The sequence below is a fragment of the Terriglobus saanensis SP1PR4 genome, from assembly GCF_000179915.2.
Classification (GTDB): Bacteria; Acidobacteriota; Terriglobia; order Terriglobales; family Acidobacteriaceae; genus Terriglobus; species Terriglobus saanensis.
Genome location: NC_014963.1, coordinates 4,723,612 through 4,742,122 on the forward strand (window position 1 = coordinate 4,723,612; position 18,511 = coordinate 4,742,122).

The following is an 18,511-nucleotide window of genomic DNA, read 5'->3' on the forward strand; positions in this document are numbered from 1 at the left end:
TTTACCTTTGCAGCCCCACGGAGTCTTTCCTTTGAAACAATTTCTTTTGCTTGCTGTTGCTGTCACTTTCTCTGTGGGCCACGTCGTAGCCCAGAACGAACGCGCACCCGCAACGCCTCTCATCGCGTTCGATCCATACTTCAGCGTCTGGTCGATGACGGACAAACTGACTGACCAGGGCACAAAGCACTGGACCGGTAGCGACCAGCCCATGCGCGGCCTGCTGCGTGTGGACGGCAAGGTCTATCGCTGGATGGGACGCGACCCACGCGAAGCCGCAGCGATGGAACAGAAGTCGTTGACCATTGCTCCGCTCCACACCATCTACACCTTTGAAGCCGGTGGCGTTCGCCTGACGGCGACGTTCCTAACGCCGTCCATCCCGACAGATCTCGATCTGCTGGCGCAGCCGGTGACGTATCTCACGTGGAAGGTTGCGTCGACCGACGGACAGCATCACTCGACGGAGATTTATCTCGGCATCGATGCGCGCATCGCCGTGAACAGCAGTGATCAGCAGGTGACGTGGAGCTCCGCCCATACCACTGGACTGCGTGTCCTGAGCGTGGGTTCGCGAGACCAGCAGACGCTCAACCGCTCGGGCGACAATCTTCGCGCGGACTGGGGCTATTTTCATCTTGCCGTTCCGGATGACGAATTAGCCACCCTTGCGGCTGCCTCCACGGAAAAAAATACAGACGGCTTTCCTTCTTCCAAAGACGACGATATGGAAATGCCGCAGACCGCTGGCAATGCGCCGCTGCTTTCGGTCACCTTCCCCATCGACCTCGTAGGACCGGAGACAGCGGAACGCCACGTCCTGCTCTCCTTCACGCAGGACTACGCCATCGAATATCTCGACCGCAAGCTGCGTGCGTACTGGCGGCATAACGGAGAGCCCGTTCCGCAGATGCTCGCCTCCGCAGAACGCAACTACCCTGCCATCGAAACGCGGTCGGCGAAGTTTGACGCGGACCTGATGTCCGACATGGAGAAGGCGGGCGGCCCGGTGTACGCGCGCCTGACCGCGCTCGCGTTCCGGCAGACGCTGGCAGCAAACGGTCTCGCCACCGATGTCGACGGAACGCCGCTGCAGTTTCCTAAGGAGAACTTCTCCAACGGCTGCATCTCAACGGTGGACGTACTCTATCCCGCCTCGCCCTTCTTCCTCTTCTTCAGCCCCACGCTGCTGGAAGCACAGCTCAAGCCGGTGATGGCCTACTCTGCTCTGCCGCGCTGGAAGTGGCCCTTTGCGCCGCATGATCTCGGCCAGTATCCGCTGGCCAACGGACAGGTCTACGGCGGTGGCGAACGGACCGAAGAGGACCAGATGCCGGTGGAAGAGAGCGGCAACATGCTCATCATGATCGCCGCCATGGGACGCGCGCAGGGCGATATGCACTTTGCCAAAGAGTACTGGCCGATCCTGACCAAGTGGGCAGAGTATCTCCGCGCCAAGGGTCTCGACCCGGAGAACCAGCTCAGCACAGACGACTTCGCTGGACATCTCGCGCACAACGCCAACCTTTCTATCAAAGCCATTGACGCCCTCGGTGCGTACGCCGATATGGCGCGTGCCCTGGGCCGCAACGACATAGCGCGTGATTACAGCCGCGCCGCGAAGGACATGGCCACCAAGTGGGAGACGATGGCGAAGGAGGGAGACCACTACAAGCTCGCCTTTGATTCCGCCAACACCTGGAGCCAGAAGTACAACCTCGTATGGGACCGCCTGTTGTCGCTCAACCTCTTCCCGCCGCGCGTGCGCCAGACCGAGCTGACGTACTATGCGACGAAGCTGCAAACCTACGGCCTTCCTCTGGACAGCCGGAAGGATTACACCAAGCTGGACTGGCAGCTTTGGACGGCGACTCTGAGCACGGATCGCGCGCAGTTTGACGCGCTGGTGACGCCGTTGGGCAAGTGGCTGGACGAGACGCCGACGCGCGTTCCGCTCACCGATTGGTACGACACACGAACGGGCAAGCAGGAGGGCTTCCAGGCTCGCTCCGTTGTCGGTGGCCTTTATATCAAGGCGCTGAGCGATGACGTTCTAGCGAAGAAGTGGCGGACGCGCACGGAGTAGAAATTTCGCAAACAATGCTTTCTCGCAATGCTTTCTTTCGACAACATTCTGCGACAATTCACGCCGGGCTTTTGCACATGCAAAAGCCCGGCATCTCACTTGGGGTATCGACTTCTATCCGTGCAACTGACACTGCTCGCCACCAGTTTCGGATGAAGAAGCGATCCAAAAGGGGAGCGACTCGTGAAAGAGACAGAATCACAAAAGGGTGCCGATCACGGCATTGGTAACGGCGGCGAACTACACCAGTACGCAGGCGGAACACATCCGCAGCTGACAACGCAACAAGGCCAGGTTGTTTCAGATGATGAGAACTCTCTGAAGCTCGGCGGTACAGACCGTCCCGGCCCGGTGTTGCTGGAAGACTTCGTCCTGCGCGAAAAGATTAATCACTTCGATCACGAGCGCATTCCTGAGCGTATCGTCCACGCACGCGGCGCGGCCGCACATGGCTACTTTGAACTGACCGATTCTCTGCAGGAGTTCAGCAAAGCACGCATCCTGAGCAAGGTTGGCGAAAAGACTCCGCTCTTCGTTCGCTTCTCCACCGTTGCGGGCAACGCCGGGTCGCCTGATCTCGCACGCGACGTGCGCGGCTTTGCCGTCAAGCTGTACACACCGGAAGGCAACTGGGATCTCGTGGGAAACAATATCCCTGTCTTCTTCATTCAGGACGCCATCAAGTTCCCCGACCTGATTCATGCCGCCAAGCAGGAGCCAGATCGCGGCTTTCCGCAGGCACAGACGGCACACGATACCTTCTGGGACTTCGTCTCTCTGACGCCCGAGAGCACGCACATGCTGATGTGGATCATGTCCGACCGCGCCATCCCGCGTTCGTTCCGGACGATGGAAGGCTTTGGCGTTCACACCTTCCGCTTGATCAACGCGGAGAACAAAGTCACCTATGTGAAGTTCCACTGGCGTCCGAAGCTCGGCATGCAGTCCGTCATCTGGGATGAAGCGCTGAAGATCAACGGAGGCGATCCCGACTATCATCGTCGCGATCTTTGGAACTCCATCGATCAGGGCCGCTTTCCGGAGTGGGAGCTTTGTGTGCAGCTCTTCGATGAAGAGTTCGTCAACCGTTTTGAGTTCGACGTTCTGGATGCGACAAAGCTGATTCCTGAAGAACAGATTCCTCTGCGTGTCGTCGGAAAGATGGTGCTGGATCGCAATCCGACCAACTACTTCTCCGAAACGGAACAGGTTGCGTTCATGACGCAAAACGTCGTTCCGGGCATCGACTTCACGAACGACCCTCTGCTGCAGGGACGGAACTTCTCGTATCTCGACACGCAGCTCTCGCGTCTGGGAAGCCCAAACTTTGCACAGCTGCCCATCAACGCAGCGCGCTGCCCGGTGATGAACTTCCAGCGCGACGGCCACATGCAGCTCCAGATTCCCAAGGGGCGCGTCTCCTACTCGCCAAGTTCGCTCGAAGGCGACACGGCACGCGAAGATCCGCATGCTGGTTTCAAGACCGGTCCGGAACGTGTGGAAGGCGACAAGCTGCGTGCTCGTCCCGAAGCCTTCGCCGATCACTTCAGCCAGGCCCTGCAGTTCTTCAACTCGCAGACACCGACGGAGCAGAACCACATCATCGCCGCGTTCATCTTCGAGTTGAGCAAGGTGGACACAAAGGCTGTGCGAGAGCGCATGGTCGGTCAGCTTGCGAACGTCGATATAGGGATCGCGCAGCGCGTGGCCGATGGCCTGGGCATGCAGGGCGAGATCAAGAAGGTAGCTACCACCGTGCCTGCGCGGACGGACCTCCCTGAATCCCCTGCGCTCAGCATTCTGAAGAAGGCGCAGGTGTCGCTTGAGGGTAAGCTCGTCGGCTGCCTCATCGCCGATGGAAGCGATACCGAAAGCATCCTCGCACTGGAGACGGCCATCGCCGAAGCCGGTGCGGAGATGAAGATCATCGCTCCGAAGATCGGTGGCGCTACGGCCACGGACGGATCGACGATCGAAGCCGACTTCCAGCTTGCGGGTGGACCTTCAGTCCTCTTCGACTGCGTCTTTCTCGCACTCTCGCAGGATGGCGCGCAGACTCTCTCCACGGAAGCTGCAGCAGTCGCCTTTGTGCACGATGCGTTCTCGCATCTGAAGGTGATCGGCGCAACACCGGAGTCGGAGATCCTTCTCGACAAGGCTGGCGTTCTGGCAGACGCAGGCGTCGTCCTCATAAGCGAAGGCGACTCCGCGCAGCCGTTCATTGAACGTGCTGCGCTCGGTCGTATCTGGGATCGCGAGCCATCGGTGCGCACGATTTACTAATCAAACCTGCAAAACAGGAAGAGGCGTCGCGGAACATCGCGACGCCTCTTCCTTTTATTAATGCGAGTGACTTATACGCCAGTGGATCCGCCTGCGACGGAGATCAGTTCGCCTGTGATCCAGCGGGCATCTTCCGATGCGAGGAAGGCGACGGGATCCGCAATGTCCTCAGGAAGGCCAACGCGGCCGAGGGGTGTATGGGCCACAGCGGACTTCTCAAAGTCGCCCCCAGCCAGGCCAGCAGTATGCGTGCCCTCAGTACGGACGAAGCCGGGGTTGATGGAGTTCACGCGAATCTTGCGTGGTCCAAGCTCCTTGGCAAGCACCTTCGTGATCACGTCCACCGCACCCTTGGTGCTGGAGTAGATCGAGGAAGCAGGAGGTGCAATCGTGCTGACGACCGAACCGATGTTGATGATGCTTCCGCCCGTCTCGGGGAAGTGTGCGGCAGCCGCCTTCGAAGTCAGCAGAAGACCAAGAACGTTGAGCCCGTGCTGCTTCAGGAAGTCCTCCGAGGTCACAGCATCAATCGGCGAGAAGCCATAGATACCGGCGTTGTTCACGAGGATGTCCACCTTGCCGTAAGCCTTCTTCGTTTCGTCGAAGAGGGTCTTGATCTCGGCTTCGTTGGCCACGTTCGCGCCCACTGCAATCGCCTTACCGCCCGCCTTCACAATCGCTGCGACAACTTTGTCCGCGCCTTCTTTGCTGCTGGAATAATTCACAACGACAGACGCTCCGTCAGCCGCCAGCCTCTTTGCGATCGCTGCGCCGATGCCCTTGGAAGCGCCCGTAACCACCGCTACTTTGTTTGCAAGCTTTGCCATGATCTTTCCTTCTTTCGGTCGAGCGCTCAGGCTTCGACATTTCGATAACTGTCGAATTGATGCGCGCCGATTCAAGGACGATTCAGGGCAAAGCTAAATTTTCCGTAGATCTACGACGACTTTCCCCAAGGCGCCGGACGCCACAAGCGCGTGCGCCTCGGCAATTCCTTCCGGGCCAAAGCTTTGTGCATGCAGCAGAGGTTTAAGCTTTCCGGCATCGGCCAGTGCTGCGACCTCACGAAGAATTTCTCCATGATGCGCCTGACCGAAGCCCGTAAGAAGCGGCATGAGCGTAAAGACGCCGGAGTAGGTCGCTCCGCGAAAGGAGAGCGGAGCAAGAGAGTGCGTGCTCCAGCCAAGACAACTCACAACGTGGCCTGTGTAGCGCTTGACGGCAGAGAAAGAAGCGTCGATCGTCGCGCCACCGATCGTGTCGTAGATAACGTCAAAGCCTTCGTCCTGTGTGTATTGCTCAACATACTGCTCAGGGGTCAAGACGCCATAGTCGATGGGTGTTGCGCCGAATCCCTCTACGATATGCTGCTTGCCTGCGGAGACCGTCGCGAAGACTTCAGCGCCAAAGGCCTTTGCTAGCTGGACCGCGATGTGACCGACGCCACCCGCGCCTGCATGCACAAGCACCTTCTGACCGGCATGTGTCTGGGCGCGATCCACAATCCCCTCCCAAGCCGTGATGGCAACAAGAGGAAGCGTCGCCGCTTCGCGCATGGAAAGCGACTTCGGTTTCAGCGCGATCAGGTCGGCGTTTGCGACCACAAGCTCGGCGAGTGTCCCCTGCAATCCACCCACGCCACCCACCAGACCGTACACCTCGTCGCCAACGCGGAAGGCGGTAACGTCAGGGCTAACCTCTTCAACGACACCTGCCATATCCACGCCCAGCACCGCAGGGAGCGGCTGTTTCGCATGACCCGCCTGGCCAGCGCGGATCTTCGTATCCAGTGGATTTACGCCGCTGGCATGGATCTGTATCAATACCTGGCCCGCTGAAGGTACGGGACGGGAAAGCTGAATCTGCCGAAAATCTGCCCCCGGCCGATCGACGAGATACGCGCGCATAAGGTACCCCTGAGTGCAATGAGTAGTTATATGGATGCGGCGCGGTCCGTTTGAGACTCCGAAAAGCTAGATCTCCGAAAGCTGCTTCAGGTAGGCATTCCACACATCGCGTTGCAGCTCAAGGTTAATGAACTTGCCTACGCGTTCGATGCGGATCAGACCGGCGTTTTCCAGCTCTTTGATGTGGTGCGACAGCGTAGGAGCGGAGATGCTCATACCTTCGCGCAGATTCGAGCAGGCAAAAGTCTCCTTCGCGCTTCCAATCTTTTGCAGGATGCAAAAACGATTGGGGTCAGAGAGGGCCTTCGCGATGAGGTGAAAGCTGCGATCATCGAGTTGAAGGGGCCCATCCATACTGATTGGATGCTATCGCGGCCCGCATCGCTTCGTGTGACTGGCGGCCCCAAAGAAAGAGGCGCTGCGAATGCTCGCAGCGCCTCTTCGTTTGGATCCTCGAAAGTTTATTCGAGTTCCGTGTAGTGATGCTGACCCATATCGTACGTTCCGCTGATCGGAGCCTCTTCGAGCTCCTGCTTCTGCGAACCGGGGATATAGTTCGGGTCGTCGCTCTTCACGGTCACCTTGAGGTGGGCCGTAACTTCGCGATGCAGCTTGATCGGCACGTGGAACTCGCCGAGCTGCTTGAGCGGCTCGTCGAGCGCGATCTTGCGGCGGTCGACCTTGAAGCCCTGCTTGGCGAGCTCAGCGGCGATGTCGGACGAGGTGACCGAACCGAAGAGGTGATCGCCAGCGCCGACCTTGCGCTCAAAGGTGAGCTCGGCTGTCTCCAGCTCGGCTCCCAGTGCGGCAGCGCCGTCTTTGTCGCCTGCAGACTTGCGCAGAGCGGAGGCCTTCATCTGATCGATGACAGCCTTGTTGGACGCAGTGGCTTCGATGGCCAACCGCTGCGGGAGGAGGTAGTTACGGCCGTAGCCGTCGGCGACTTTAACAACGTCGCCGGCGTGGCCGAGCTTGTTTACATCTTCTTTCAGAATGACTTCCATTGCGATTCTCCGAACTTTGATCTCGCCGTAAGCGGCGGTATTGCATTTCTCTCAGGCAGGAATCTGGATGCGGTCTGCCATCGTCGTTGGCTGCAGAATTGGGTCGCCGAACTCTCGCATGACCGAGAGATGACCTTCGACCGCCTCCTGCATATTGCGTCTGGTGTCCTCAAGCGTCGGTCCGGTCGAAATGCAACCGGGCAGATCGGGAACATAGGCGCTGTATCCCGTTGCCGTCTTTTCGTAGATCACCAGATATTCACTCATCGCAAACCTGCCTGCTTCAAAATGCTGATTAGAACTTTGCGGCAAACGGCAGCAGGGCGATATTGCGTGCCTGCTTGATGGCGAGCGAGAGCTGGCGCTGGTGCGTGGTGCAGACACCGGTCAGACGACGCGGAACGATCTTGCCGCGCTCTGCAACGAAGCCCTGCAGAAGACGGACGTCGCGGTAGCTGATCTGGTCGATCTTCTCGACACAGAACTTGCAGACCTTCTTGCGGCGGAAGAACTTGCGTCCGCCAGGTCCACCTGCGCCGGTACGTGGGCGGGGCGGTCCGGAGTGTCCGCCGGGGCCGGAGTGGCCACCCGTGCGCTCAGGACGATCGGAGGGAGTACGCTCAGGACGCTCACTGGGAGCGCTGGGAGTTGCTACTGCGGTGCTGGTTTCGTCAGCCATTGCTGAAATCCTTTCGTACAGGTTGGGGCCGATTTCGCGCTTCGGGACTGCATGGAGTCCCACGGTCTAAACGGAAGCGGTGTGCGGCAATTAAGTGCATTCCATTGCGGTACAAGTTGAAAATCTTTATGCCGTTGCGGTGGCTGCGGCTTCCGTCTGCTCAGGCTCAGCCTGTACGGGTTCTGCAGCTGCGGTGGGAGCGGCTGCAACCGTCTCAGGAGGCGGAGGAAGAGGCTCGGTGATCGAAGCCTGAGGCGTGGGAGCAACCTCAGCGCGCTGGTCGGAGACCTTCTTGTGCGCATCGCGGTGCTTCTTGACCTTGGCCAGACGCTTGTTCTCCTCGTCCGTACGGACGGTGATGAACTTGATGACCTGCTCCGTAACGCGGAGACGACGCTCGAGCTCGAGAACGACCTTGCCATCGGCGGTGATCGTCAGCAGGATGAACTGGCCATCCTGAAACTTGCGCACGGTGTAGGCGAGACGGCGGCGGCCCATCTTCTCTGCGGTTGTGACTTCTCCACCACCATTGGTGACAACGGCGTTGAAGCCTTCGACAAGCGCGTCGAGGGAAGCTTCGTCGATGTCCGGACGGACGATGTACATCACTTCATAAGTGCGATTCATATGCTTCTGCTTTCTGCGGAGTTCTGCTCCGCGCCCCTATGACGAGGCCTGGAAATACTTGGTGCTGCTCACTGCTCAACGGTGTTACTCACTGCCCAAATCCGCCTCGCGGCGGTTGTACTGTGTCATTGCCTTCGCAATGCCATCCTTCAAGATCGCTTCGACTGCCTGGAGAGCACGGTCGAGAACCTCATCCATCTGCGCAAGATCTGCCTTGCGCATCGGCTGGAGGAGATAGTCCTTTCCTCCGGCCTTAACCTCTCTGCCATCCGGTGCGTTGGGTCGCCCCACGCCGATCCGGACTCGCATCCACTCTTCCGTGCCCAGGGAGGAAGAAATACTCTTCACGCCGTTGTGCCCGTTCGCGCTTCCATTCTGTTTGAGCCGAAGCTCGCCCAGGGGAAACGCCAGCTCGTCGTACAGAACGATCAAATCCTTCTGCGGATCGAGCTCTAACTCCTGAACCAGGGCGGCCACGGAGGCTCCGCTGCTGTTCATGTACGTCTCCGGCTTGGCCAGCAGGCATTCGTGCCCTGCCAGAATCGCCTTGCCGGTCAGTGCTCTGCCTCTCCGGTTGCTCACTACCGCGTTGCGATCTTCTGCAATGCGGTCGATCGCCAGAAAGCCGGCGTTGTGCGGCGTGAAGACGTATTCGGGACCCGGATTTCCCAGGCCAACAATAAGCTTCACGCCGCGCGCCCTTTACTTCTTGGCTGCAGGCTTGGCTGCACCAGCTGCGGGAGCTGCTGCCGCTGCGGCCTCCGGCTTACCCTTACCCTTGGTCACTTCAGGCTCGGCGACAACCGGTGCGGTCACATCGGCCGCGGCCTCTTCCTTGATGACGGTTACGTGCGCCACGAGAGCAGTTTCTTCCTCGAGGAACTTGATCTTGCCGCCGTGCGGCAGGTCCGCAACGTGAATCGCGCCGTAGAGCTCGAGCCCTGCAACGTCCACGTCGATATGCGAAGGAATGTCTCCAGGGAGGCACTCGATCTGCACTTCGCGCAGAATCTGGTCCAGGATGCCGCCGCTGTTCTTCACGCCAACCGGAACGCCGGTCAACATCACAGGAACGGAGACACGCATCGCCTTGTCCATTGCAATGCGCTTGAAGTCGATGTGCAGAAGCTTGCCCTTGATGGGCTCATACTGCCAGTCCACGATCATGGCCTTCACAACGCCCGTGCCCTCGACGCTCAGGTCGAAGATGGTGTTGTGTCCGGACTCCGAATGCAGAATGCGGGTGATGGCCTTGGGGTCGACGGTGACGGCGACCGAATCCTGTCCTGCGCCGTAAACGACGGCGGGGATCAGGCCGGAGACGCGCACACGACGCGCGTGGTTCTTATTGAACTTGCCCGTACGGGGTACGGCTGCGATTGCTTCTGGAATTGTGGTTGCCATGATGTCCTCTGTCGGGCGAAGAAGCAGTTGGTAGTTGTCAGTCCTTAGTTGTTAGTGACTTCGAACCAGCTCCAACCCTGTCGACTCCCTTTGCGGCTCTTACTTCAGCCGCTGCTATATGGTTTCGTTTACCTCAGGGCTGACAGCTTGCACTAACAACCAGCCACTGAGAACTTACAACTCAACAACTCAGGAGAAGAGCGTCGAAACGCTGGTCTCCATATGAATGCTCTCGATCGTGCGTCCCAGCAGACCGGCGACAGAGAGCACTTTAACTTTGCCCGTCGCGATCGCATCCGCGCGGATTGGAATCGTGTTGGTGACGACGAGCTCTTTCAACTGCGAGGCTGCGATGCGTTCCACGGCAGGACCGGAGAGCACACCGTGCGAAGCGCAGGCATAGACCTGAGTCGCGCCGTTCTTTAGAAGAGCTTCGACCGTCTTGGTCAGCGTTCCGGCCGTGTCCACAATGTCGTCCAGAATGATGCAGCTCCGTCCGGCAACATCGCCGATGACGTGCATCACTTCGGTCACGTTGATATCCGTGCGGCGCTTGTCCACAATGGCCAGCGGAGCTTCCATCTTCTGCGCGAAGAAGCGCGCGCGCTCCACACCGCCCGCATCGGGCGAGACCACCGTAAGGTTCGGCAGCTTGAGCTCGCGAAAGTACGAAACGAGGACCGGCGACGCAAACATATGGTCCACCGGAATATTGAAGAAGCCCTGGATCTGCGCCGCATGCAGATCGACCAGAAGGGCGCGGTTCGCACCTGCGGTCTGCAAAAGGTCGGCGACGAGCTTGGAACTGATGGCGACGCGGGGCCTGTCTTTACGGTCCTGGCGCGCGTAGCCGTAGTACGGAATCACCACCGTGATGCGGCCCGCCGAGGCACGCTTCAGGGCGTCGATCATGATGAGCAGTTCCACCAGATGCTGGTCCACGGGAAAGCACGTCGGCTGCACGACGAAGACATCCGCGCCACGCACATTTTCCAGAAGCTGAAAGTGAATTTCGCCATCGGAGAACTTCTGCATTTTGGTCTGCCCCATAGGCACACCCACGAACGCGCAAACCTCTTCGCACAACGGTTTGTTCGCAGAACCACTGAAGATCTTGAAACGCTTATCGTCGGAGAGCCGCCCACGTTTACGGTCGGCTGCGGCTTTTACGGGTTGTCCCCCAGTAGCAATGGACGCCGGCACAATGCCAGGGTCTACTACGATCGTTGCCGTGTTGGGAGTCGCCTGCGTCATCTCGTCCTGCGTTTCTTCACTCACTAAAACCTCCAAGCCGGTTAGCGTTGGTTGCTTCTTGTTCTCGCCGCGACACGGTTGCCACGACAAATCGATGCACCATCCAAAAAGGGGACGGCCAAAAGTTTGGCTGGGCGACTAGGATTCGAACCTAGACAAAGTGCGTCAAAGGCACTTGACCTACCATTAGTCGATCGCCCAATAGCCAGGTAAATCAAGCGCGGACAGCTTTTTCCGCTCTCTCTTCCACCTCTTCAAACATGGTGCCCCAGTACAGACTGCGCGGCAAAGTCGAGGTGACGATGGCCCGCGTGCCCTGGCCCAGAACGCGCTGCTGCGCCGCCATGGCGTCCGCTTCAGTCCGATAAAGACCAAAGAGCGAAGACCCGGAGCCTGAGAGCATGGCCGTAACGGCCCTGTTCTCGACGGGAGTTTCTTCCGTGCCCTGAAGGGCGTGCAGGATGTCGCGCAAGGGGGGATGCTGCTGAAACACGACCTCTTGAAAGTCGTTTTCAATCCCGGTGCGGACAAGCGCAGGAAGGAGGTTCCCGGCCAGGTCTTCACTGATCTTGTCAGCAAAGACACCGGAGGCGCCGGAACTACCTGTGCCCGCCGGTGTAAAGGCAGACGCGTAGACGCGGCTCAACTCCTCAAGTCTATCGAATCCAGTGGCTTCGGTCAAAGCATGCAGGCGGTCCCACTCCCGGAAAGCCACCGGCGTAGACACCCCCACGGAAGGCACCGCCATCACGCACGGCGTTGGCGGCAGGTCCGGGTAAGGCACCAACACTTCCCCCCGCGAAAGTCCCATGGACGTCCCTCCCAGAAGGAAAAGCGGTACGTCCGACCCAATCTCCCCCGCCAGCGTGAGGCGTTCCGGCCCGGAAAGCGCCTCGCCCAGCTCGCGCTCCAGCCCCAGCAGAGCAGCCACGGCGTTCGCGGAACCCGCACCCATCCCACCCTGGATCGGCAGGTTCTTCTGGATGTGGATCTTGACCTCGGCGGTGACTTTCATATGCTCCAATGCCGACAAAACCATGCGCCAGGCGGTGTTTTTCGCGCTGGCCGGGACAGCGGGGTGGTTCGACTCCAGGGAGATCTTCGTCTCCGCCGCGCGGGTCGCCGAAACCGTGACAACATCGTGCAGGGCCAGGGTCTGATAGAGCGTGCAGAGACCGTGAAACCCGTCCGGACGCGTGGGTCCGATGCGGAGGCCGAGATTGATCTTGGAAAACGAGCGGACATGAACGGGCATACCCCCTGATTGTAGAGATTTCCGGATGGAAGCAGTTCTTCCGACCTTCTTTTCGGCCCTCTAAACTACCGGCATCGAAAACCTTCCAGCCTTTTGACCTGCATTTTCGGAGATACTTCTTTCCGCTATCTCCGCGATTGCCTTAAGCGCATTCGTCTTCGAGATGCTGGAACCGAGCACTTTGGCGCGCTCCCGGTAGCTCGAATCGCGCAATACCTGCAAGACCGCATGGCGGATCTGTTCCCCTGTGGGAGCGCCAGTCTGCAGATCGATGCCCACACCGCTCCATCTCACCCGCGCGCATACCTGCGGCTTGTCCTCAGTCGCACCGGCCGTAACCACCGGAATGCCATAGCTCAGTGCCTGTTGGATACCGTTATAACCGCCATTCGTGACGAAGACGCTCGTTTTGGGAAGGATCAACTCATAGGGGAGATACGGTTCCACAATTGCGTTCTTTGTCGCAACAATCGTGTCCCTGGGACCACCGCCTGCGGTCACAACCACTTGAACGTCTTCACCGGAGAGACCGGCAAGCGCGGGATTTACCAGCTGATCGAAGTTGAAGTTCGCCAAAGTACCCTGCGTTACAAAGATCACAGGCCTGGAATCGTCCAGCCAGGGAACTTTCACCAACTCCTTCGATTGAGGCAGAATCGGCCCGACAAAACGCAGATTCGGTCGCCGGTTGTGCTGAGGGAACTCAAATTCCTCTGTGCCCATCTGGAGAAAGAGGTCTGGAAGGCTGTACATCGTATCGCCGAGCCTGAACCCACCGGGAACCTGGGCCCCAAGCTTCTGGAGCACTTCGTCGACATAGCGGTCCGCTGGCGCCCGCTCAACCTCCCATTTCCGATTGTCTTCGAGGTTCCGCCTGAGCCCGTCCGGTGTCTCGTCCGGTCCGGTCAGGATCGAAAAAGCAGGGTCGAGCCACATAGGGGCGGTCGTACCACAGGCGAATACGGGCGGCCGAGGCCCCTTGCGTAAGAGCAGAGGAAAAACTCCCCAGAAACCGACGTCCGTCAGAATGAGGTCAATCTTCTCCTCGTCAAGAATCTTGAGTAGGCCGCGATACTGATCCGGGATGCGGTCGCCAAGTAGATGCTTTACAGAAAGGAGAGACTGATCGAGCGGAGAGGTGGCGGTTCTCAAGCTCGGGATCAGTTCTCCCAGCTTGTGATAGTCGTAGTTGGCATTTCCCATGAGGGGAAGGAAGCGCAGATCGCGAGCCTTTGCTTTTTCACGATAGAAATCAGAACTATGGAAAAAGACGTCGTGCCCTTGTTGACGCAGAAATTCAGCGACAACCAACATCGGTCCGGCATGCCCCGCCAGGGGAAATGTTGCTACAAGTATCTTGCTCATACAGGAACTCCTTCACGGCCTCGGAAACTGTCCGTACCTCCATTGACACCAAGCGCCGCTCCTTATTCCTGCTCGTCTTCCTTCCATTCGGCTCTTTGTGCCCATTCTTTCGCGGCTTTTGCGAAAGGGTGGGGTCTCGATGCTGGCCCGACTGAGGATTCGGAGGTGACGAAGATCTAGAAGCGTAGCCTTCTCTTTGTCATCCCGTAGCGGAGCGAAGGGATCTGCTGTTTCCTGAAAAATCAGGCTGTGGGCTCCGCGACAACGGCATGAGTCCAAGACGCTCATATTTTCTGCAACCTTTTCGGCATACCCTTCGTCGAATGTTGTGTGGGCAGGAAAAGCCCATGCGCGACCGAGGGTCGCGAAATTCTTGATCCAGAGGATTCTGACGATGACGATCACTCGATTCAGCCCCCTTCATGACGTAGCCGTCCTGCAAAACCGCCTCAACTCCATCTTTTCCGACTTCGCCCGTCCCACGACGGGAGAGACCGAGAGTCTGAACTCCGGCTCCTTTACGCCGCCCGTGGATATCTACGAGGATCCGCAGAAGCTCGCGCTTCGCATTGAAGTTCCCGGCATCCGACCCGAAGATGTGGACATTCGTGTGGAGAACACGACATTGACCGTGCGTGGCGAACGCAAATTTGCCACAGAGGATAAGGAAGAGAACTTCCACCGTGTGGAGCGTCGCTACGGATCGTTTGTCCGCAGCTTTACCCTGCCCCAGACGCTGGACACCGAGCAGATCAAGGCGAACTACGAGCACGGTGTACTGACCCTCGAGCTTCCCAAGAAGCCTGAGGCGAAGCCGAAGCAGATCAAGATTGAGATCGGCACAGGCGCAAGCCCGAAACAGGTAGAAGCCGCAAAGTAACAAAACAGGAAGAAAGAAACAGAATGCGCGGTCTGTGGTCTCTCTGGGCCTGGCCGCGCATCTTTATATCAATTCGATTTTGGATCGAAAGAGGTCTACCGAACATGGCAATCAACTGGGAAAAGATGACAGTAAAATCGCAGGCCGCCCTGCAGGGTGCGGGGCAGCAGGCGACGGAGAACGGCAATCCGGAGATTCTGCCGCTGCACCTGATGGCGGCGCTGCTGGAAGACCGCGAGGGCATCGTCCTCCCCGTCCTCGAAAAGATCGGTGTACCGCCGCAACAACTTCTTTCGAATGTGAATGCTGCCATCGAGAAGCTGCCCAAGATCCAGGGAGCGCAGCAGTCGCCCTCCCTCGGCACCGCGCTGAACAAAGTTTTGGAGCAGGCCTTTAAAGAGGCACAGAACTTCAAGGATGAGTACGTCTCCACCGAGCACCTTCTGTTGGCGCTCGCGCAGGGCCGCAATGAACCTGTGCAGCTTGCGCTCGCAGCCGTCGGCGCGACGCACGATGCGATTCTGCGCGCGCTGACCGCCGTCCGTGGAAACCAGCGCGTCACCGACCAGAATCCCGAAGGCAAGTTCCAGGCGCTGGAAAAGTACGCGAAGGACGTCACGGCGCAGGCACGCGAAGGCAAGTTGGACCCCGTCATCGGCCGCGACGAAGAGATTCGCCGCGTAATCCAGGTGCTCAGCCGCCGCACGAAGAACAATCCCGTGCTCATCGGCGAGCCCGGCGTCGGCAAGACCGCCATCGTCGAAGGCCTGGCGCGCCGCATCATCTCCGGCGACGTTCCGGATTCGCTCAAGGACAAGCGCGTGATCTCGCTCGACCTCGCCTCCATGCTGGCCGGAGCGAAGTTCCGTGGTGAGTTTGAAGAGCGCCTGAAAGCGGTCCTGAAAGAGATTGAAGACTCGAACGGCGAGATCATCCTCTTCATCGACGAGCTGCATACCCTCGTTGGAGCAGGTGCGGCGGAAGGCTCCATCGACGCCAGCAACATGTTGAAGCCGATGCTGGCACGCGGCGGTCTACGGGCCATCGGCGCGACGACGCTCAACGAGTATCGCAAGTACATCGAAAAGGACGCGGCGCTGGAGCGGCGCTTCCAGGTGGTCTACGTCGGCGAACCCAACGTGGAAGACACCATCAATATCCTGCGCGGTCTGAAAGAACGCTACGAGGCGCACCACAATGTGCGCATCAAGGACGCAGCCATCGTTGCGGCGGCGGAGCTTTCGCACCGCTACATCTCGGACCGCTTTCTGCCGGACAAAGCCATCGATCTCGTCGACGAAGCCGCGGCTTCGCTCGCCATCCAGATCGGCAGTGTGCCGGTAGAGATCGACGCACTCGAACGCCGCGCCACGTCGCTCGAAATCGAGCGCACGGCGCTGAAGCGCGAAGAGGATGTGAACTCGCGCGAACGCTTCGCCGTCGTAGAAAAAGAACTGGCCGAACTGCAGGAGCAGGCCAGCGGCTTGCGTGCGCGCTGGCAGCGGGAGCGTGATGCGATCACACTTATCGCCGAACTAAAGAAGAAGATCGAAGCCCTGCGCTTCGAAGCCGAAGATCAGACGCGTCGCGGCAACCTGGAGCGTGCGGCACAGATTCAGTACAGCGATCTGCCGCGCGCCGAAGCGGAGCTGCGCCAGCTCGAAGCCACGCAGGACGGCTCCGACACCTCGCAGCGCATGCTAAAGGAGGAGGTCGACGAGGAAGACATCGCCGCCATCGTCTCGCGCTGGACGGGAATTCCGGTCAGCAAGATGCTGGAGGGCGAGGTGCAGAAGCTGGTGCAGATGGAAGAGCGTCTGCGCGAGCGTGTGGTCGGACAGGACGAAGCTCTCTCCGCCGTGGCGAACGCGATCCGTCGCAGCCGCGCCGGTCTGAGCGATCCCAAGCGGCCCATCGGCAGCTTCATCTTCCTTGGCCCAACGGGCGTAGGCAAGACCGAAACCGCACGCGCGCTCGCCGAGTTCCTCTTCGACGACGAGCAGGCGATGGTGCGCATCGACATGAGCGAGTACATGGAGAAACACGCCGTCGCTCGCCTGATCGGTGCGCCTCCGGGATACGTCGGCTATGACGAAGGCGGACAGCTCACCGAAGCCATTCGTCGCAGACCATACGCTGTCGTGCTCTTCGACGAGATCGAGAAGGCGCATCCGGATGTATTCAACGTGCTGTTGCAGGTGCTCGACGATGGCCGTCTGACGGATTCCAAAGGCCGCACAGTGGACTTCAAGAACACCGTCCTGATCATGACGTCGAACACGGGCGCGAGCATTCTCTCGTCCGCGTGGGCGAGTGGTGAAGACGGCTTCGAAGAGGCCAAGGTGCGCGTGATGGATGAGCTGCGCAAGCAGTTCCGGCCAGAGTTCCTCAACCGCGTGGACGATATCGTGGTCTTCCATCCGCTGGCCGAGTCTCAACTGACGCACATCATCGACCTGCGCCTGAAGGACCTCGAAAACCTGCTGGCGGACCGTCGCATTACGCTGGACATGACGCCTGCGGCACGTCACCTGATCTTCAAATCAGGCTACGACCGCGCCTACGGTGCACGTCCGTTGAAGCGCGCGATCCAGCGCCTGGTGCAGGACCCGCTGGCGATGCGGATTCTCTCAGGCGAGGTGCTGCACGGCGATCACGTGGTGGTGGATGCGGAGGGCGACAAGCTCGCCTTCCGCGTCGCGGACAGGAAGTAACGCCGTCAGGAGATCCACTTCAGCAAACGGATGATCCCCATCGACGCGGGTTTGCGGTGCGCGGAGACATCCGTGCGCGCCGCGATTTCTTTGCGGTTCTTCTTATAAAAGCTGTACGCACGCAGAAGCATATCCTGATTCGTCATCGTCGGAGACCAGCCAAGCTCCTTCTTCGCCTTGGCGGTATCAAAGACGAAGCTCTCCGCGATCATCTTGTAGTGATACGGGCCGAGCGGCGAGACGCGCAGCTTATGCGCCGCAATCATCGCCGCGATGGTCGGGCCCTTGGGCAGGGAACGCACCTTACTCCTGCTGCCGCTCGCACGGATGACGGACTCATACACGGCACGCATGCCCTGCACATCGTCCGATCCGAGATGGAACAGGCCACTGCGTCCGTGCTTCTCCGCGAGCAGGCAGGCGGAGACGAGATCGTCCGCGTAGACGAACTGGTACTGGTTCATCCCGTCGCCCACCACCCATACCGTCTTGTGGTCGTCGATAAACTCGTACAGGATGGCGAGCAGGCCGAGACGGCCCTCGTCCATGATGGTGGGAACGCGCAGGATGACGACATCGAGCCTGTCGGTGAACTCTTCCAGAACCTGTTCCGCCGCCAGCTTCGAGCGTCCGTAGATCTCGATGGGCTCCGGCATATCCTGAGCTTCGTTGACCGGATGACCCAGGTTCGACGCCCAGAGGCAGTTGGTCGAGATAAAGACGAAGGGACGGATACTATGCGCAACCGCAAGCTCCGCCAGCAGGCGGGTTGCGTCGACGTTGCTAGTCCAGAGCAGATGTTCATCCATGCGCATGCCGTGCGCGAGTTGCGCGGCACAGTGGAAGATCGCGTCAAAGCGATGTTCCTGGAAGATCCTCTCCATCAAAGCCCGGTCACGCAGATCGCCCTGAACGCTTGTGAGTCCCGCAGCGCCCGCGTCCTCATCGATTTCCAGATCGACGTTCACGCAGGTGTGTTCTTCGCGCAGGAGCCGTCGCTTGAGAACGCCTCCAAAGAAGCCGGAAGCACCGGTAACGAGATAGTGAGCCATC

17 protein-coding genes and 1 tRNA gene are annotated in these 18,511 nt (G+C 59.3%); 4 read left to right on the plus strand and 14 right to left on the minus strand.

Features of this window, described 5'->3' with window-relative positions:
- The first annotated feature begins 31 nt into the window (after nt 1-31).
- Entirely contained in the window at nt 32-2,086 is a 2,055-nt protein-coding gene (locus ACIPR4_RS19640; protein ID WP_013570415.1) for a glutaminase family protein, read from the plus strand.
- Between the two features lie 183 nt (nt 2,087-2,269).
- Nucleotides 2,270-4,369, plus strand: a complete 2,100-nt coding sequence (locus ACIPR4_RS19645; RefSeq protein ID WP_013570416.1) for a catalase — start codon at nt 2,270-2,272, stop codon at nt 4,367-4,369.
- Between the two features lie 71 nt (nt 4,370-4,440).
- On the opposite strand, the gene ACIPR4_RS19650 is transcribed toward ACIPR4_RS19645, so the two are convergent.
- The 13 genes from ACIPR4_RS19650 to ACIPR4_RS19710 all read right to left on the minus strand — a co-directional run bounded on the left by ACIPR4_RS19650 (nt 4,441) and on the right by ACIPR4_RS19710 (nt 13,864).
- Nucleotides 4,441-5,196: an SDR family NAD(P)-dependent oxidoreductase gene (locus ACIPR4_RS19650; RefSeq protein ID WP_013570417.1), complete on the minus strand. Its 756-nt coding sequence runs from the start codon at nt 5,194-5,196 to the stop codon at nt 4,441-4,443.
- A 93-nt stretch (nt 5,197-5,289) separates the two neighbouring features.
- Nucleotides 5,290-6,276 carry a zinc-dependent alcohol dehydrogenase family protein gene (locus tag ACIPR4_RS19655; RefSeq protein ID WP_013570418.1) on the minus strand — a complete coding sequence of 329 codons (987 nt, stop codon included), beginning with the start codon at nt 6,274-6,276 and terminating at the stop codon, nt 5,290-5,292.
- Between the two features lie 66 nt (nt 6,277-6,342).
- The gene (locus tag ACIPR4_RS19660) at nt 6,343-6,630 is read right to left on the minus strand and encodes an ArsR/SmtB family transcription factor (protein WP_013570419.1); all 288 of its coding nucleotides are present in this window, start codon (nt 6,628-6,630) and stop codon (nt 6,343-6,345) included.
- A gap of 107 nt (nt 6,631-6,737) precedes the next feature.
- Nucleotides 6,738-7,280: a 50S ribosomal protein L9 gene (gene rplI / locus ACIPR4_RS19665; protein WP_013570420.1), complete on the minus strand. Its 543-nt coding sequence runs from the start codon at nt 7,278-7,280 to the stop codon at nt 6,738-6,740.
- Nucleotides 7,281-7,331: 51 nt separating this feature from the next.
- Complete coding sequence (locus ACIPR4_RS19670) at nt 7,332-7,547, minus strand: type II toxin-antitoxin system HicB family antitoxin (protein ID WP_013570421.1); 216 nt, start codon at nt 7,545-7,547, stop codon at nt 7,332-7,334.
- 28 nt (nt 7,548-7,575) lie between these two features.
- Nucleotides 7,576-7,959 carry a 30S ribosomal protein S18 gene (gene rpsR, locus ACIPR4_RS23370; RefSeq protein ID WP_013570422.1) on the minus strand — a complete coding sequence of 128 codons (384 nt, stop codon included), beginning with the start codon at nt 7,957-7,959 and terminating at the stop codon, nt 7,576-7,578.
- A gap of 126 nt (nt 7,960-8,085) precedes the next feature.
- Nucleotides 8,086-8,586 carry a 30S ribosomal protein S6 gene (rpsF, locus tag ACIPR4_RS19680; RefSeq protein WP_013570423.1) on the minus strand — a complete coding sequence of 167 codons (501 nt, stop codon included), beginning with the start codon at nt 8,584-8,586 and terminating at the stop codon, nt 8,086-8,088.
- A gap of 84 nt (nt 8,587-8,670) precedes the next feature.
- A complete protein-coding gene (pth, locus tag ACIPR4_RS19685) occupies nt 8,671-9,276 on the minus strand; it encodes an aminoacyl-tRNA hydrolase (RefSeq protein WP_013570424.1) in 606 nt (201 codons plus the stop codon).
- A 12-nt stretch (nt 9,277-9,288) separates the two neighbouring features.
- Nucleotides 9,289-9,990 carry a 50S ribosomal protein L25 gene (locus ACIPR4_RS19690; protein ID WP_013570425.1) on the minus strand — a complete coding sequence of 234 codons (702 nt, stop codon included), beginning with the start codon at nt 9,988-9,990 and terminating at the stop codon, nt 9,289-9,291.
- A gap of 189 nt (nt 9,991-10,179) precedes the next feature.
- Nucleotides 10,180-11,268: a ribose-phosphate diphosphokinase gene (locus ACIPR4_RS19695; protein WP_013570426.1), complete on the minus strand. Its 1,089-nt coding sequence runs from the start codon at nt 11,266-11,268 to the stop codon at nt 10,180-10,182.
- 103 nt (nt 11,269-11,371) lie between these two features.
- Nucleotides 11,372-11,445 (minus strand) — tRNA-Gln (locus ACIPR4_RS19700).
- A 13-nt stretch (nt 11,446-11,458) separates the two neighbouring features.
- On the minus strand, nt 11,459-12,499 hold the full coding sequence (gene ispE, locus ACIPR4_RS19705) for a 4-(cytidine 5'-diphospho)-2-C-methyl-D-erythritol kinase (RefSeq protein WP_013570427.1): 1,041 nt from the start codon (nt 12,497-12,499) through the stop codon (nt 11,459-11,461).
- A gap of 60 nt (nt 12,500-12,559) precedes the next feature.
- Nucleotides 12,560-13,864: a glycosyltransferase gene (locus ACIPR4_RS19710; protein ID WP_013570428.1), complete on the minus strand. Its 1,305-nt coding sequence runs from the start codon at nt 13,862-13,864 to the stop codon at nt 12,560-12,562.
- 394 nt (nt 13,865-14,258) lie between these two features.
- On the opposite strand from ACIPR4_RS19710, the gene ACIPR4_RS19715 reads away from it, so the two are divergent.
- Complete coding sequence (locus ACIPR4_RS19715) at nt 14,259-14,744, plus strand: Hsp20/alpha crystallin family protein (RefSeq protein WP_013570429.1); 486 nt, start codon at nt 14,259-14,261, stop codon at nt 14,742-14,744.
- Nucleotides 14,745-14,848: 104 nt separating this feature from the next.
- Nucleotides 14,849-17,458 carry an ATP-dependent chaperone ClpB gene (gene clpB / locus ACIPR4_RS19720; RefSeq protein ID WP_013570430.1) on the plus strand — a complete coding sequence of 870 codons (2,610 nt, stop codon included), beginning with the start codon at nt 14,849-14,851 and terminating at the stop codon, nt 17,456-17,458.
- Nucleotides 17,459-17,463: 5 nt separating this feature from the next.
- On the opposite strand, the gene ACIPR4_RS19725 is transcribed toward clpB, so the two are convergent.
- On the minus strand, nt 17,464-18,510 hold the full coding sequence (locus ACIPR4_RS19725; protein ID WP_013570431.1) for an NAD-dependent epimerase/dehydratase family protein: 1,047 nt from the start codon (nt 18,508-18,510) through the stop codon (nt 17,464-17,466).
- Between the last annotated feature and the right edge of the window lies 1 nt (nt 18,511).

Excerpts from the sequence above, each read along its gene's own strand:
- ACIPR4_RS19650 (WP_013570417.1), bottom strand. The coding sequence starts at position 5,196 with ATGGCAAAGCTTGCAAACAAAGTAGCGGTGGTTACGGGCGCTTCCAAG.
- ACIPR4_RS19655 (WP_013570418.1), bottom strand. The coding sequence starts at position 6,276 with ATGCGCGCGTATCTCGTCGATCGGCCGGGGGCAGATTTTCGGCAGATT.
- ACIPR4_RS19660 (WP_013570419.1), bottom strand. The coding sequence starts at position 6,630 with ATGGATGGGCCCCTTCAACTCGATGATCGCAGCTTTCACCTCATCGCG.
- rplI (WP_013570420.1), bottom strand. The coding sequence starts at position 7,280 with ATGGAAGTCATTCTGAAAGAAGATGTAAACAAGCTCGGCCACGCCGGC.
- ACIPR4_RS19670 (WP_013570421.1), bottom strand. The coding sequence starts at position 7,547 with ATGAGTGAATATCTGGTGATCTACGAAAAGACGGCAACGGGATACAGC.
- rpsR (WP_013570422.1), bottom strand. The coding sequence starts at position 7,959 with ATGGCTGACGAAACCAGCACCGCAGTAGCAACTCCCAGCGCTCCCAGT.
- rpsF (WP_013570423.1), bottom strand. The coding sequence starts at position 8,586 with ATGAATCGCACTTATGAAGTGATGTACATCGTCCGTCCGGACATCGAC.
- ACIPR4_RS19690 (WP_013570425.1), bottom strand. The coding sequence starts at position 9,990 with ATGGCAACCACAATTCCAGAAGCAATCGCAGCCGTACCCCGTACGGGC.
- ispE (WP_013570427.1), bottom strand. The coding sequence starts at position 12,499 with ATGCCCGTTCATGTCCGCTCGTTTTCCAAGATCAATCTCGGCCTCCGC.
- ACIPR4_RS19710 (WP_013570428.1), bottom strand. The coding sequence starts at position 13,864 with ATGAGCAAGATACTTGTAGCAACATTTCCCCTGGCGGGGCATGCCGGA.
- ACIPR4_RS19715 (WP_013570429.1), top strand. The coding sequence starts at position 14,259 with ATGACGATCACTCGATTCAGCCCCCTTCATGACGTAGCCGTCCTGCAA.
- clpB (WP_013570430.1), top strand. The coding sequence starts at position 14,849 with ATGGCAATCAACTGGGAAAAGATGACAGTAAAATCGCAGGCCGCCCTG.
- ACIPR4_RS19725 (WP_013570431.1), bottom strand. The coding sequence starts at position 18,510 with ATGGCTCACTATCTCGTTACCGGTGCTTCCGGCTTCTTTGGAGGCGTT.